The sequence below is a fragment of the Pseudarthrobacter sp. L1SW genome, assembly GCF_020809045.1.
Classification (GTDB): domain Bacteria; phylum Actinomycetota; class Actinomycetes; order Actinomycetales; family Micrococcaceae; genus Arthrobacter.
Window position 1 is genome coordinate 2,668,435 of the sequence record NZ_CP078079.1, and the last position, 13,418, is coordinate 2,681,852.

General features: G+C 66.7%; 12 protein-coding genes. 7 read left to right on the forward strand and 5 right to left on the reverse strand.

Features of this window, described 5'->3' with window-relative positions:
- Positions 1-44: 44 nt before the first annotated feature.
- Positions 45-743, reverse strand: a complete 699-nt coding sequence (locus tag KTR40_RS12270; protein WP_370633129.1) for a hypothetical protein — start codon at positions 741-743, stop codon at positions 45-47.
- Between the two features lie 220 nt (positions 744-963).
- Between KTR40_RS12270 and KTR40_RS12275 the strand changes: the two genes are divergently transcribed.
- From KTR40_RS12275 to KTR40_RS12290, 4 genes are all read left to right on the forward strand, one after another.
- The gene (locus KTR40_RS12275; protein ID WP_228403918.1) at positions 964-1,917 is read left to right on the forward strand and encodes a J domain-containing protein; all 954 of its coding nucleotides are present in this window, start codon (positions 964-966) and stop codon (positions 1,915-1,917) included.
- 53 nt (positions 1,918-1,970) lie between these two features.
- On the forward strand, positions 1,971-2,438 hold the full coding sequence (locus KTR40_RS12280; protein ID WP_228403919.1) for a tRNA (cytidine(34)-2'-O)-methyltransferase: 468 nt from the start codon (positions 1,971-1,973) through the stop codon (positions 2,436-2,438).
- 214 nt (positions 2,439-2,652) lie between these two features.
- Positions 2,653-3,276, forward strand: a complete 624-nt coding sequence (locus KTR40_RS12285; RefSeq protein WP_228403920.1) for a sigma-70 family RNA polymerase sigma factor — start codon at positions 2,653-2,655, stop codon at positions 3,274-3,276.
- A 1-nt stretch (position 3,277) separates the two neighbouring features.
- On the forward strand, positions 3,278-4,144 hold the full coding sequence (locus KTR40_RS12290; protein ID WP_370633130.1) for an anti-sigma factor domain-containing protein: 867 nt from the start codon (positions 3,278-3,280) through the stop codon (positions 4,142-4,144).
- Positions 4,145-4,234: 90 nt separating this feature from the next.
- Here KTR40_RS12290 and KTR40_RS12295 read toward each other — a convergent pair whose 3' ends face one another.
- The 4 genes from KTR40_RS12295 to KTR40_RS12310 form a co-directional block, all read right to left on the reverse strand.
- Entirely contained in the window at positions 4,235-5,014 is a 780-nt protein-coding gene (locus KTR40_RS12295) for a PIG-L deacetylase family protein (protein WP_228403921.1), read from the reverse strand.
- Positions 5,015-5,018: 4 nt separating this feature from the next.
- Positions 5,019-5,972, reverse strand: coding sequence for an electron transfer flavoprotein subunit alpha/FixB family protein (locus KTR40_RS12300; RefSeq protein ID WP_228403922.1), 954 nt, complete (start codon positions 5,970-5,972; stop codon positions 5,019-5,021).
- Positions 5,973-5,986: 14 nt separating this feature from the next.
- Positions 5,987-6,778 carry an electron transfer flavoprotein subunit beta/FixA family protein gene (locus tag KTR40_RS12305; RefSeq protein ID WP_228406126.1) on the reverse strand — a complete coding sequence of 264 codons (792 nt, stop codon included), beginning with the start codon at positions 6,776-6,778 and terminating at the stop codon, positions 5,987-5,989.
- Positions 6,779-7,048: 270 nt separating this feature from the next.
- Positions 7,049-8,629 carry a S1C family serine protease gene (locus tag KTR40_RS12310; RefSeq protein WP_228403923.1) on the reverse strand — a complete coding sequence of 527 codons (1,581 nt, stop codon included), beginning with the start codon at positions 8,627-8,629 and terminating at the stop codon, positions 7,049-7,051.
- A 285-nt stretch (positions 8,630-8,914) separates the two neighbouring features.
- Here KTR40_RS12310 and KTR40_RS12315 point away from each other — a divergent pair, with 285 nt between their 5' ends.
- The 3 genes from KTR40_RS12315 (at position 8,915) to KTR40_RS12325 (ending at position 13,409) form a co-directional block, all read left to right on the forward strand.
- Positions 8,915-10,969 carry a TPM domain-containing protein gene (locus KTR40_RS12315; RefSeq protein WP_228403924.1) on the forward strand — a complete coding sequence of 685 codons (2,055 nt, stop codon included), beginning with the start codon at positions 8,915-8,917 and terminating at the stop codon, positions 10,967-10,969.
- A gap of 113 nt (positions 10,970-11,082) precedes the next feature.
- Positions 11,083-11,874, forward strand: a complete 792-nt coding sequence (locus KTR40_RS12320) for a PspA/IM30 family protein (RefSeq protein ID WP_139029743.1) — start codon at positions 11,083-11,085, stop codon at positions 11,872-11,874.
- Between the two features lie 107 nt (positions 11,875-11,981).
- On the forward strand, positions 11,982-13,409 hold the full coding sequence (locus tag KTR40_RS12325) for a deoxyribodipyrimidine photo-lyase (RefSeq protein WP_228403925.1): 1,428 nt from the start codon (positions 11,982-11,984) through the stop codon (positions 13,407-13,409).
- Positions 13,410-13,418: the final 9 nt, after the last annotated feature.

The following is a 13,418-nucleotide window of genomic DNA, read 5'->3' on the forward strand; positions in this document are numbered from 1 at the left end:
ACCGGCCATGCCCCGAGGCAGGAGGTGCTGCGTCCCGGGGCCGGCTAGGAGGAGGGCGGGAGCACGGGGAGGAAACGTACGACGTCGGCCCTGGCGGCTGCGAGCGAGGCTGCGTCCGGGCAGGAGATGGAGACATAGACCGACGAGCCGGCGGTACCGAAAAGCCGGGCCAGCACCGACGTTGCCCTGCCGTCCGGCTGCGCTGCCTGGTCCAGGGCCAGCACCTCCACCGTGTGCCCTGGACCTTCCGGGTTTGCGCCCCACCGCAGGGTTTCGGTCGTCAGGTAGCCGGGCAGGATGGACGGATCCAGGTATTCAAAGAGGGCAATGGTCGATTCCCGGTCATCACCACGGGCCAGGGCGGCCTGGCCGGTGCGCACTTTAGCGGCCACCAGGCATCCGTCGGCCTTGATGTACCTGCTTTCGCCCGCGACGTTGCGGCTCTGTGCCTTCCAGCCAGGGGCTTCCTTGAGTCCATCCGAGATTCCAACGGGCACGCCGGGGGCCAGGATGCCGCCCGCACCGAACGGCAGGTCCTGGCCTGCCACTGCCTCGGCGTCGTGGCCCGGCGTGATGGTGGGCGTGGCCACGGCAGGCGTGCTGGCCACGGGTTCCGGAGCGGCGGGATCACGCACTTCAACGCTGCAGCCGCCCGCGAGCACGGCCCCCAGGGCGGCTGCCAGCAGCGGCACTGTCCGCCGCCTCGCCCCGCCGGCCGTTCCCGCCGTCGTCGGCATGTCCATTCCCACCCCCATGTATCCCGCGGCGGCCGTGACGGCCGCGCATGCACGAGTCTAGAGGCATCTGCCCGGGCCAATACCCCGGCACAGGTATCTTCACGCCGGTCCCGGCTTGCCACAGGGAACCATGGAGGGCCGGAACGTCGTTGTTCAGGACGGGCCGTTAAACTGTGCGGACCGGGCTACCTGCGAGGACTGGCCGAATCAGGGGAAGGATGGGTGCTTGACCGAGAGCAGCAGCTCGTATTACCAGGTGCTTCGGGTGCCTGTGACAGCCACGGAAAAGGAAATCAAGGTGGCTTACCGCCGGGCTGCCCGCACGGCCCACCCGGATCACGGCGGCGATGCCGCGGCATTCCGGCGGGTGACCAGGGCCTATGAAACCCTGATCGATCCCACCCGCAGGAAAGCGTACGACCGCTCCTACGCCGCCGGCACCATCCGCGGTGACGAGGCCGCCGACAGGGAGCCGCATTTCGACGCCCCGCCGGCCGGCAGCCGGGCTTCGGCCACCGTGCACCGGCCAGGCAACGCCCGCAACACCGCCGGCGATCCCCCGGTGTACGTCCCGGCCTACGAGGGCGTTCCTGCCGGCGACGTTCCCCTTATCCCGCTGGCACTCGCCAGCCAGCAGGTCCACGGCATGCCCCGGAAACGGGGAATATTCGGTGCCGAGGCACGCATCCAGCGGGAGATGCGCACCGTCCAACTCCTCACCCGCCAGGTCCTGCCGGCAATTCCGGCGGCCAGGCTCATCAACGGCCTCCAGTCCCCCGCGGACAACAGCCACATCGACCACGCCGTGCTGTCCGGTTACCGGCTGGCGCTCATCGGCTCCATGCTGCTGCCCAAAGGCGCCTACGCCTGGGACGGCCGGACGCTGAACCACGGCGGCCGTGCCATCCCCCCGCCGCAACTGGCGCACGTGGTGCGGGCCATGCAGGACATCTTCCCCGAGCTGAACGTGACGGGCTGGACCGTGGTGCTCAGTCCTGGCGGCAACCTCCACGAGCCGGTAATCGACAACCACCGCCGGCAGGCGGGCGGGCTCGAAACCGTCCAGGTGGTCAATGCCGCAGGGATGGTGCGCGGGCTCAAGGAATTCCTTGCCTCCGGACCGGCGCCCAATACGGTGAACGTTCCCGTGTTGGCCAGGCTGCTGCGCGGGATGCACTGATCGCCGCGTGCACTGAACGCGGTGGCACCTGCAACGGTGGCTAGGATGGAAGCGTGTTCCGCATCCTTTTCCACGCCCCCGAAATCCCCGGCAATACCGGCAACGCCATCCGGCTGGCTGCCATCACCGGCGCTGAACTGCACCTCGTGGAACCGCTCGGCTTTGATTTCTCGGATGCGAAGCTCCGCCGGGCAGGCCTCGACTACCACGACCTCGCCGTCGTCACCGTGCACCGGAACATCGAGGACGCCTGGCAGCACCTGCAGCCGGAACGGGTGTACGCGTTCACCTCGGACGGGACCGCCAGCTACGCGGACATCTCCTACCAGCCCGGAGACGTGCTGATGTTCGGACGGGAGTCCGTCGGGCTGCCGGCAGAACTGAAGGAGGACCCCCACGTCACCTCCACCGTCCGGTTGCCCATGCTGCCGGCCCTGCGTTCCCTGAACCTGGCCAACGCCGCCTCCATTGCTGTTTACGAGGCCTGGCGCCAGCAGGGGTTCGCGGGCGCCAAAATCTGACCTGCGGGGTTCCAGGCACCCCGGCTGACGGGCCGCAACTTATTTCGCAGCCAACCCATCCGCCCCCGCGGCGGCGCCGAACTACTCCCGACAACATTCCACCGTGTTCAAGGAGCTGCAGGTGACATTGCTGGAGTCACGTTCCAGGACCTCCCGCAGCAGCCGTGGCGGCACGGCTGAGGATTCGCGATCCGGAGACTTATGCTTGGTAGTAATGGAAACCCCCAATGCCCCGCATTCCGAGGCCCCGCATGCCGAGGCGCCGGCCGCGGTGACAGACCCGCCTGCCGACCTCAGCCACCGGCTTTCAGTCCTGCTGGAAGCCATAGGCAGGGGTGACCAGGCAGCCTTCGCCGAGTTCTACCAACTTACGTCACGCCGGGTTTTCGGCATGGCACGCCGCGTGCTGATCGATCCCGAACTCAGTGAAGACACCACGCAGGAGGTCTTCCTCCAGGTGTGGCAGAACGCGGCCAAATTCGATCCCAAAGCCGGGAGCCCGCTCTCCTGGTTGATGACCATTTCGCACCGCCGCGCTGTGGACAGGGTCCGGTCCTCGCAGTCCTCCACCGACCGGGAAGCCAAATACGGCGCCAGCACCCAGGACATCGACCACGACACCGTGGCGGACCAGGTGGGGAGCAGGCTGGAGGCCGAGGCGGTAGTCCGGTGCCTGGGCACGCTGACCGAGACGCAGCAGGAATCGGTCCGCCTGGCCTATTACGGCGGCCTCACGTACCGGGAAGTCGCCGAACGACTGAACGCAGCAGTACCGACCATAAAATCCCGGATCCGCGATGGACTGATCCGGCTGAAGACCTGTCTGGGGGTGAGTTGAGATGACTGACATGAACCATGGCCGCAGTGGCCGTTCCGGTTCCTTTGGCGACACCGTTGCCATGGACCTGGCTTCCGGCCGGGCTGTGGACCTCGCAGAGCTCTATGCCCTGGACGCGGTGACCGAAAAAGAACGCCGTGCGATCGAGCAGTACATCTCGGCAGCCCCGGCGTCGGAACGTACACTCTTTTTCGAACGCGTTCGCCAGGCCAGGGAAACCCTGGCCAGGACCTTCCGGGCCGAGGAAGAGCCACCTGCCGACCTTTTCGACCGCATCGTTGCCCAACTCCCTGCCCAGGACAACCCGGCGGACGCGGGCGCACCGGCCCCGGCCGCGGGACCTGCCGGGCCGCCGGCACCAGGGCCGTCCACCACTGGGGACGAGCTCGCCAAGGCGCGGCAGCGCAGGGAGGAACGCCGCCGGCCTTCCGGCGCCCGCCGCTGGCTCGCCGGAGTGGCCGCGGCGGCGGCCATTGCCCTGGGCGGCGTGGGTGTGGGTTCCTACATTGCGGACCAGAACGATCCCATCAACCAGGTGGTCCGGGCCGGGGATATGCGGGAGGCTTCGGTGGATGTGGCCGGCGGCGGTACCGCCACGCTGCTGATCTCGTCCTCGGAGGATGCCGCCGTCGTCAGGATGAATGGCGTTCCCGCACCGCCCGCGGGCAAGGTGTACCAGATGTGGCTGATTCCCAAGGATGGCTCGGCGCCCGTTTCCCAAGGCCTTATGGACGAGGAAGCCCTCTCCAAGCCGGCTGTGGTGGAGGGCATTTCCTCCGCCGCCGCGCTGGGCATTACGGTCGAGCCCGTGGGCGGATCGAAGTCCCCCACCCTGCCCACTGTCGCTGCCGCACCCCTGGGCGCGTAAAGCAGGCTGCCGCACCAACCGAAAACGCCCCGCTCCACCTTCCAGGAAGGACATGGAGCGGGGCGTTTTCCGTTGTGGTCTTCCCTCTGCCTAGAAACCGGCGATGGTTCCCGGACCGTTGACGGCCACCACGTGGAAGGCTTCGGCGCTTCGCCCTTCCGCGAGTCCGGCCCGTGCGGCATTCGTGTGCATCCCCCGCCGGACCGTGGCTTCCATGGCCTCCACGTCGGGATGCTGGCTGACATGGACGTGGATCGCCTGGAGCTTGGACTCCACGTGCTCCGTGACGTCCACGAAGTGGTTCTCCCGTTCCTCGGGCCCGGCGTAGAGCCACAGCCAGGGAAGCTTGTAGGAAGCCAGGCCGGCTTCGGCGAGTTCAGGGTAGGCGAAGGGGTTCTCCACCGCCGGGTACACGGCGCGCGTCACGGCTTCGCCTACGGCCAGGTGGTCGGGGTGGCTCTTCTGGATCCTTTTCCAGTTGCGTTCCGGATGCATGGAAAGCACGACGTCGGGACGGATCTCGCGGATCAGCTTCACCACTCCCTTCATCACCTCGTGCGACGGTTCCAGGTAGCCGTCCCGCTGGTGGAGGTAGTGGATATCCGTGACTCCCACCACTTCGGCGGCCCGGCGCTGTTCTGCGTCGCGCAGAGCGATGATGTCCGCCCGGTGTGCCGGGTCGAAGCCGCCGGCGTCACCATCGGTCATGATGCAGTAGCTGACCTGGACGCCGGCCGCGGTCCAGGCAGCGATGGTCCCCGCAGCACCGAAGTCAATGTCGTCAGGATGTGCCGCGAAACAGAGCACCCGCCCAACCCGGTGTAGGTCCGGACTGAACGGGCTCTGTTCCCTTGCAGGAGAGGCAGTCAAGGAGTCAGCCTTTTCGCTTCTTGATTTCAGCGGTGGCCTGCGGGAGGACGTCGAAGAGGTCTCCGACGATGCCGAAGTCGGCGATCTCGAAAACCGGCGACTCAGCGTCCTTGTTGATGGCCACGATCACCTTCGCCGTCTGCATGCCGGCCTTCTGCTGGATGGCGCCGGAGATTCCCGCGGAGATGTAAAGCTGTGGGGACACGGTCTTGCCTGTCTGCCCCACCTGCGCATCATGGCTGATCCAGCCGGCGTCGGTGGCCGCGCGGGAGGCGCCCACGGCTGCCCCGAGGGCGTCGGCAAGTTCCTCCACGGGGGTGAAGTCGCCGTCAAGGCCGCGGCCGCCGGCGACCACGATGCGGGCGTCGGTCAGGTCCGGGCGGCCGCTTGCCACTTTCTGCTCACGGGCGGTGATCCGGGCCGCCGCGGCCGTGCTGCCGGCGGGAACCTCCACCGTGGTGGTCTCCGGCGAGCTTGGCGACGCAGCCGGTTCCGGGCTGACGTTGTTGGCCTTCACCGTCAGCACGCTGACCGCGGTGGAGGCCTTGCAGGCGGTGTTGTAGGAACCCGCGAGGACGGACTTGTGCGCGGTGCCGTCAGCGTCCACGGCAACCACATCGGTGATAACGCCGGCGTTCAGGCGGATGCCGGCACGGGCGGCGATCTCCTTGCCCTCAGGGGAATTGTCCAGCAGGACGATGTCCGCGCCCACGTGCCCGGCCGCAGCTGCCAGGTAGGCCGCCTTGGGGGCGACGAGGAAGTCGTCGAGGTCCTCTGCTGCGGGGAGCAGCACCGAGGTGACGCCGTACTCAGCGAAGGTGGCTGCGACGTCGTCGTGCAGCTTGCCGTTCAGCGCAACGGCCGTCTGGCCGAGGGAGCGGCCCAGGGTGAGCAGCTCCAGGCTGCCCTTCTTGAGCGCAGCCCCGGGGTTGTCAATGAATACAAGTACGTTTGCCATGTCTGTGGTCCCTCTTAGAGCAGCTTCTGGGCGGCCAGGAAGTCAACGAGCTTGATGCCGGCGTCGCCTTCGTCGGTGATGATGGTGCCGGCTGTCCGGGGCGGGCGTTCCTCGGCGCTGAGCACACGGGTCCAGGAACCGGCGTGTCCCACCTGCGCCGGGTCCACTCCAATGTCAGCGAGCGAGAGTGTGGTGATGCTCTTGCGCTTGGCTGCGATGATGCCCTTGAAATTGGGGTAGCGCGGCTCGTTGATCTGGTCCGTCACGGAGACAACAGCGGGGAGCGGGGCCTCGACCGTCTCGGACGACGTATCCGCGTCGCGGCGTGCGGTGAGGCGTCCGCCGTCCACCTCCAGCGTGGAAGCGAAGGTCACCTGGGGCAGGCCGAGCCGTTCCGCGAGCTGGGCGGGGACCAGGGAGGTTTCACCGTCGGTTGACGCCATGCCGGTGATAACCAGGTCCACGCTGCCCAGGTGCCGGATTGTTTCCGCCAATGCCAGGGACGTTGCCGCAGCGTCCGAGCCGGCCAGGGCGTCATCCGTCAGGTGCACGCCCTCCGTGGCTCCGATCTGCAGCGCCTTCTTGATGGCGTTGACTGCACCCGAGGGGCCCATGCTCAGCGCGATGACCTGGTTGCCTGCCTTGACTCCCCCGCGGGCTTCGGCCAGCTGCAGCGCTGCCTCAAGTGCGTATTCGTCAAGCTCGGACAGGATGCTCTCGTCGCGGTCAGTCGTGTAGCCCTCCCCGTTGAGGTGGCGGTCAAACTGCGCGTCCGGTACATGCTTGACCAGGACGATGATCTTCAATGTATCTTCCACTGTGTTTACAGCAGCCTTCCATGCTTGTGGACAGCCAGCCGGGTAGGGTCATGGCCGCGGAATGCCCGGCATGCGGGTAGCTCCTAGCTAACCATATAGGCGCGCCCCGGCGCCCTGTTCCGTTAACGCCTGTGTCAGCGGGCTGGACATGGGCACCGCCTGCCTTCCTACCGTGCCATGTCCGACGGCGGCGCCCCCAAGGTGGGGACGCCGGCCGCCGTCGGGCGTTGCTGATGGCGCCTTGCCGGGCTGGCGCTGCTAGCCGGCCGCGGTGCCGAGCGTGACGTCGAAGGTCTGCTCCGCGCCGTTGCGCAGGACGGTGATCTTCACATTGGCGCCGGCACGCTGTTCGCGGACAGCCGCGGTCAGCTGGTTCGGTTCACCGATGGCAAGGTCATTGAACTTCGTGATGACGTCGCCCACCTTGATCCCGGCCTTGCCCGCAGCCGAATTCGCTTCCACCGTGGCAACGTCCGCGCCTACCGAGAACTCGGACGAGGTGCTGGATGCGGCCTTCTTCCGGACGCTGACGCCCAGCTGGCCGTGGGATGCCTTGCCTGTGTCGATGATCTCCTGGGCTACGCGCTTGGCGTGGTTGATGGGGATGCTGAAGCCCACCCCGATGTTGCCGCTGGTGGATGATGCGCTTGACCCCGCCGAGGCGATCGCCACATTCACGCCGATGATCTCGCCGCTGCTGTTTACCAAGGCGCCGCCGGAGTTGCCGGGGTTGATGGCGGCGTCTGTCTGGATGACGTTGATGGCAATCTCGCCCTTGTTGGCGGGCTGCTGGCTTTCACCGCCGCCCGGAGGTGCGAACTGGAAGCCGTCGCCGCTGTCCTCGCTTTTGTCCCCTTCCGGTGCGGCGGCGGAGGCCACGCTGATGGTCCTGTTGAGGGTCGAGACGATACCGTCCGTCACGGTGCCGGTCAGGCCCAGGGGCGAACCGATGGCAATGGCGGTGTCCCCGACGTTCAGCTTGCCGGAGTCGCCCAGGGTTGCGGAGGTGAGGCCTGAGGCGTTGTCCACCTTGATGACGGCGAGGTCGGACAGTGGATCCGTGCCCACGAGTTTGGCGCCGAGGACACGCCCGTCACTGGTCCGCACTTCGAGGGCTGCGTTGGCCGTTTGGCCGTCCAGGGTGACCACGTGGGTGTTGGTGAGGATATGCCCCTGGTCGTTGAGGATGATGCCGGAGCCGGTGCCGCCGGCGCTGCCGGTGGAGGCGCTGATGGTCACCACGCTGGGTGATGCCTTCACGGCAGCTGCGGTGATGGCATTGACGCTGTCCTGGTTATTGACGATGACCGTCCCGGGCTGGCTGTTGCTGCCCACCGTGGTGCCGGCACCGGCGTTACCCAGTCCCGCGGAACCAACCGTGGCCACTCCGCCTCCCACAAGTCCGGCAGCGAGGATGCTGGCCACCAGCGTGCCGACGCCGAACGAGGCTTTCCGCCGCGGCGCGTCCTTGGGGTTGGGGGCAAGGCCCACCGCGCCTCCATACTGGCCGCCCTGGCCGTAGTAACCGTAGCCGGGCTGCGGTGGTGCCTGCTGGTGACCAGGCGCTGGCTCCTGGGAGGCACCCTGTCCATAGAACGGCTGCCGCTCGGGATAGACCGGACGCGGTGCTCCGGGGATCTCCTGCGTGGGGTTGTCCCCTTGCCGGTCCAGCCGCTCCGTGGGGTACTCCCGTGGACCGCGCTCACCGGTTCCCGCCCCGCCGGACTGCTGCGGTCCCGCAGCATTGTCCTCCGGCTGGCCGGGGTGCTGGCGCTCCCAGGGATCCCGTTCCGCGCCGCCATTCCTCGGGGCCTGCCCGGGCGTCTGGTTCTCAGTCATGGGACTTCCTTTCATCCTCGTCTGCATTAACTATGGACTCCCCGGCTGGAACAAGTTCGGATGTTTGCTGAGAGCTTGCTGAAAGACCTTTTTGGCGCCCCGCGCCCGCGGGCTGGCGTTTCGCTGGTGGCATAGTCGGGCCAATGGACTGGCTCTGGGGTGCACCATAGAATCAAGATGAATTGCCACAGCGACCTGCGGCTTCACACCAAGCGTGGGGGCGCTGTGCATTCTGAGATGACCGGTTCGTCCCGAACTGGCGTCAGGCGTGCTGAAGGGTTGCACATGCGGTCAAAGTTCAAACGTATCCTCGCCGTGATCGGCCTGGCCGGGCTGCTGGCGGTACCCGCCGGAGCGGCCTGGGCGGAGGATCCGGTCACCATCCCGTCCGGCCAAAACATCGTGGACAACGCGAATGTACTGGGAAGCCGCAAGGGCGAAGTCCAGGAAGCAATCCAGAAGCTGCTGAAGGACGAAAAGTACAACCTCTACGTCGTGACCGTGGACACGTTCACCAACCCGACAGTACCCGCAGACTGGGCCGCTGCCGTTGCCGCGAAGAAGGGCATGGGCAGGTCCGACGCCATCCTCGCCATAGCTAAAGACGACGGAAAGTTCAGCTTTGTCCTGAACTCTGCCAGCCCCATCAAGTCCAAGCAGGGAGCCATAAGCCAGAACGCGGTAACGGCTAACCTGGCCGGTGGAAAACGCGATTTCGCCCAGGCGGCGATTGACACAGCGGCGGCGATCGGCGACGCGGCCCGGGGCGGAAGCGGCAACGTCCCTTCCGATAGCGGAGCCGGTGCAGCTGTCCTGGTAGGAACAGGCGTGGTGGCGGCCGGAGGTGCCGGCGCGTACCTCTACTTCCGCAACAAGCGGAAGAAAGCTGCGGCAGTCCAGGCGTCCAGCGGCAGCTACGGCCCGCAGGGCACCGCCGTCGATCCGTTGGCATCCCTGAGCGTGGAGGAACTGCGGCGCAAGAGTGGTTCACTGCTGATCGAGGCGGACGACGCCATCAAGTCCAGCGAGCAGGAACTCCTTTTCGCCCAGGCACAATACGGCGATTCCGCCGTCGGCAACTTCACGAAGGCGCTGGAGGAAGCCAAAGGCCACATGACGGAATCCTTCAAACTGCAGCAACAGCTGGACGATCACATCCCCGACACCGAGGAGCAGCAGCGCACGTGGCTGGGCGAGATCATCCGCCGTTCCGAGGCCGCGCTGGCTTCCCTGCAGGAGCAGAAGGCCGACTTCGATGCGCTGCGCGAACTCGAGAAAAACGCTCCGCAGGCACTTGCCACCGTCAATGATGGTGCCCGCCAGGCCGACGCGAAGATCGCCAGCGCCGAAGCCTCCCTGGCGACCCTCCGCACCAAGTATGCGGAAAGCGCCCTGGCCCAGGTTTCGGACAACATCCTGCAGGCCAAGGAACGTCTGGCATTCGTGCAGAACGCCACCGCCACTGCCCAGCAAAAGCTCAGCGAAGGCGAAGGCAGCCTGGCGGCGGTTGCCGTCCGTGCCGCCGAGGAAAGCCTGCACCAGACCAATGTCCTCCTGGATGCCATCGCCAAGGTCTCGTCCAACCTGGATGAGGCACGGAACAGCCTCGAGGCGGCCGTTGTGGACACCTCCCAGGACCTCGCCCAGGCAAGGGCCATGATCCAGTCCGGCGCACACCCGGAACTGGCAGGCCCGGTGGCCGGGGTTGAAAGCGCCCTGGCCCAGGTCAAAGCGGAAATCCAAGGCGGCAAGATTGACCCTATTGCCACCCTGCAGCGGGTGGAAACCGCCCACCAGTCGCTTGACCAGGCCCTCAGCGGCATCAGGGACCAGCAGGAGCAGGCCCGCCGGGCCCAGGCCTCCCTCCAGCAAACGATCATGTCTGCCCAGGCGCAGATCAGCGCCACCTCGGACTACATCACCGCCCGCCGCGGCGGTGTGGGGACCGAGGCACGCACCCGGCTGGCTGAGTCGCAGCGGAACCTCGACTACGCGCTGTCCATCTCGCGCACCGATCCGGTCACGGCACTCACCTACGCCCAGCAGGCCCACGCACTCGCCGCCCAGGCAGCCCAGCTCGCGCAAGCGGATGTGGACCACTTTGGCGGCTACGCCAACCAGGGCTACGGCCGCGGTGGCATGTTCGGCGGCGGCGGCGGTGGGGGCCTGGGCGGCGCCATCCTGGGCGGCATCCTGATCAACTCCATCCTCAACGGCGGCGTTGGCGGCGGTTGGGGTGGCGGCCACAATGATGGCGGCGGCTGGGGCGGCGGCGACTTCGGTGGCGGGGGCGACTTCGGTGGCGGTGACTTTGGCGGAGGCGACTCCGGAAGCTTCTAAGCTTCAGCTCGCCCAGGCCTATCCGGCCGACACAACGGCTGGCGAATGCAGGACATACACAATTGTTCACTGGTTTCAGTGGTCACCACAGAGCAGGACGAAAGGGTAACACCATGGTTAAGCAGTCCATTTTCGGCCGCATCGCGCAGCTGGCGAAGGCAAACGTCAACTCGTTGCTGGACAACGCTGAGGATCCGCAGAAGATGCTGGACCAGATGGTCCGGGACTACACCAACAACATCGCGGAGGCAGAGTCCGCCGTTGCGCAGACCATCGGCAACCTCCGGATGCTCGAGGACGACTACAACGAGGACGTCAAGAACGCCCGCGACTGGGGCAACAAGGCACTCGCCGCCTCGCGCAAGGCTGATGAATTCCGCGCCAGCGGCGACGTGGTGGACGCCGAGAAGTTCGACAACCTTGCCAAGGTAGCCCTGCAGCGGCAGATGGCCGCCGAAAATGAGGCAAAGGGCGCGGAGCCGAGCATCGCTTCCCAGCGCGAAGTGGTGGAGAAGCTGAAGACCGGGCTGGACCAGATGAAGGGCAAGCTCAACCAGCTGACCAGCAAGCGCAACGAGCTGGTGGCACGGTCCAAGACCGCGGCAGCCCAGTCCCAGGTCCACGACGCCATCAAGAGCATCGACATAATGGACCCCACCAGCGAGGTTGGCCGGTTCGAAGAGAAGATCCGCCGCGAAGAAGCCAAGGTCCGCGGCCAGCAGGAGCTCGCCGCTTCGAGCCTGGACGCCCAGTTCAACCAGCTTGAAGACCTCGGGGAGCAGGTTGAGATCGAGGCGCGCCTGGCTGCCCTGAAATCTGGCAATTCATCAAAGCCGGCCCTCGGCGCTTCGGGGTCCGCGGCCCCAGCATCAACCGTTGAGGAAGCTGACTTCGACAAACTCTGAACAGCGGAGGAGCGATCCGCCACGACTGAACAGAACGGGTAAGGCCAGGGCCATGGACGGCCCTGGCCTTACCCGTTCCTGTCCCTGTCCCTGTGTAGCGTGGTGCTATGGAATCCTCCGGTGTGACCTCGATCGTCTGGCTTCGCGACGACCTTCGGCTGGATGACAACCCTGCCCTGGCGGAAGCAGCGGCGCTGGGCCTGCCCCTGACGGTGCTTTTCATCCTCGACGAGGAGTCCGAAGGAATCCGGCCCCTGGGCGGGGCAACCAGGTGGTGGCTGCACCATTCCCTCACCTCCCTGGGCGCGGCGCTCGAAGCCAAAGGCTCCCGGCTGCTCCTCCGCCGCGGTCCCGCCCAGGACGTCATCCGGCAACTCGCGGCCGAAACCAACGCCGGCCATCTGTTCTGGAACCGCCGCTACAGCCTTCCGGAGCGCACAGTCGACGCCGCCGTCAAGGCGTGGGCCGGAGGGAACGGGATCGAAGCCGCGAGCTACCAGGCGAACCTCCTGTTTGAGCCATGGACGGTCCGCACCGGCGCCGGCGGCCCCTACAAGGTGTTCACTCCGTTCTGGCGGGCCTGCCTGGCGGACGGTGAGGTGCGCGACCCCCTCGATGCGCCAAGGAATCTGCCGGCCCCGCCTGAGGGAACAGGCGCTGCCGGGGACGACCTCGGGAGCTGGCACCTCCTGCCCACCTCCCCCGACTGGAGCGGCGGGCTGGCCGATACCTGGGATCCTGGCGAAGACGGCGCCCAGCGCCGGCTTGAGGATTTCCTGGGCGGTCCCGCAGCGGACTATGGCACCGGCCGCAACGTGCCCGGCGTGGAAGGAACCAGCCGCCTGTCTCCGCACCTGCGCTTCGGCGAAGTCAGTCCTTTCAGGGTCTGGCGGGAAATCCGCGGCCGCTTTCCACGGGAGGTGCCGGCCGACGTCGGGATTTTCCGTTCCGAGCTCGGCTGGCGCGAATTCTGCTGGCACCTGCTGTACACCAACCCGGAACTTGCCACCCGCAACTACCGGCCGGAGTTTGACCGGTTTGAGTGGCAGTCCCTGGGCAGCGACGAACTGGAAGCCTGGCAGCAGGGACGTACCGGATACCCGTTTGTTGATGCCGGCATGCGGCAGCTCTGGCAGACAGGCTGGATGCACAACCGGGTGCGGATGGCGGCAGCGTCCTTCCTGGTCAAGAACCTCCTGGCAGACTGGCGGACCGGGGAGGCCTGGTTCTGGGACACTTTGGTGGACGCAGACGCCGCAAGCAATCCCGCCAACTGGCAGTGGGTGGCAGCGTCGGGAGCGGATGCGTCCCCGTACTACCGGATCTTCAATCCGGTGACCCAGAGCAAGAAGTTCGACGCCGCCGGGAGCTACCTGCGGCGCTACATCCCTGAGCTGGCGGAATTGGACGGGAAAGGCGTCCACGAGCCGTGGAAGGCCGGTGGCGAGCTGCGGGGATACCCCGCTCCCCTGGTGGACCTGCCGGAGTCCCGTGAACGGGCCCTGGAGGCCTACCAGCGGCTCAAGGACAGCTGAGAAACCCTC

Bases quoted from the DNA above. Each gene is read 5' to 3' on its own strand.
- KTR40_RS12270 (WP_370633129.1), bottom strand. From the start codon at position 743: ATGGACATGCCGACGACGGCGGGAACGGCCGGCGGGGCGAGGCGGCGG.
- KTR40_RS12285 (WP_228403920.1), top strand. From the start codon at position 2,653: ATGGAAACCCCCAATGCCCCGCATTCCGAGGCCCCGCATGCCGAGGCG.
- KTR40_RS12290 (WP_370633130.1), top strand. From the start codon at position 3,278: ATGACTGACATGAACCATGGCCGCAGTGGCCGTTCCGGTTCCTTTGGC.
- KTR40_RS12300 (WP_228403922.1), bottom strand. From the start codon at position 5,972: ATGGCAAACGTACTTGTATTCATTGACAACCCCGGGGCTGCGCTCAAG.
- KTR40_RS12310 (WP_228403923.1), bottom strand. From the start codon at position 8,629: ATGACTGAGAACCAGACGCCCGGGCAGGCCCCGAGGAATGGCGGCGCG.
- KTR40_RS12315 (WP_228403924.1), top strand. From the start codon at position 8,915: ATGCGGTCAAAGTTCAAACGTATCCTCGCCGTGATCGGCCTGGCCGGG.
- KTR40_RS12320 (WP_139029743.1), top strand. From the start codon at position 11,083: ATGGTTAAGCAGTCCATTTTCGGCCGCATCGCGCAGCTGGCGAAGGCA.
- KTR40_RS12325 (WP_228403925.1), top strand. From the start codon at position 11,982: ATGGAATCCTCCGGTGTGACCTCGATCGTCTGGCTTCGCGACGACCTT.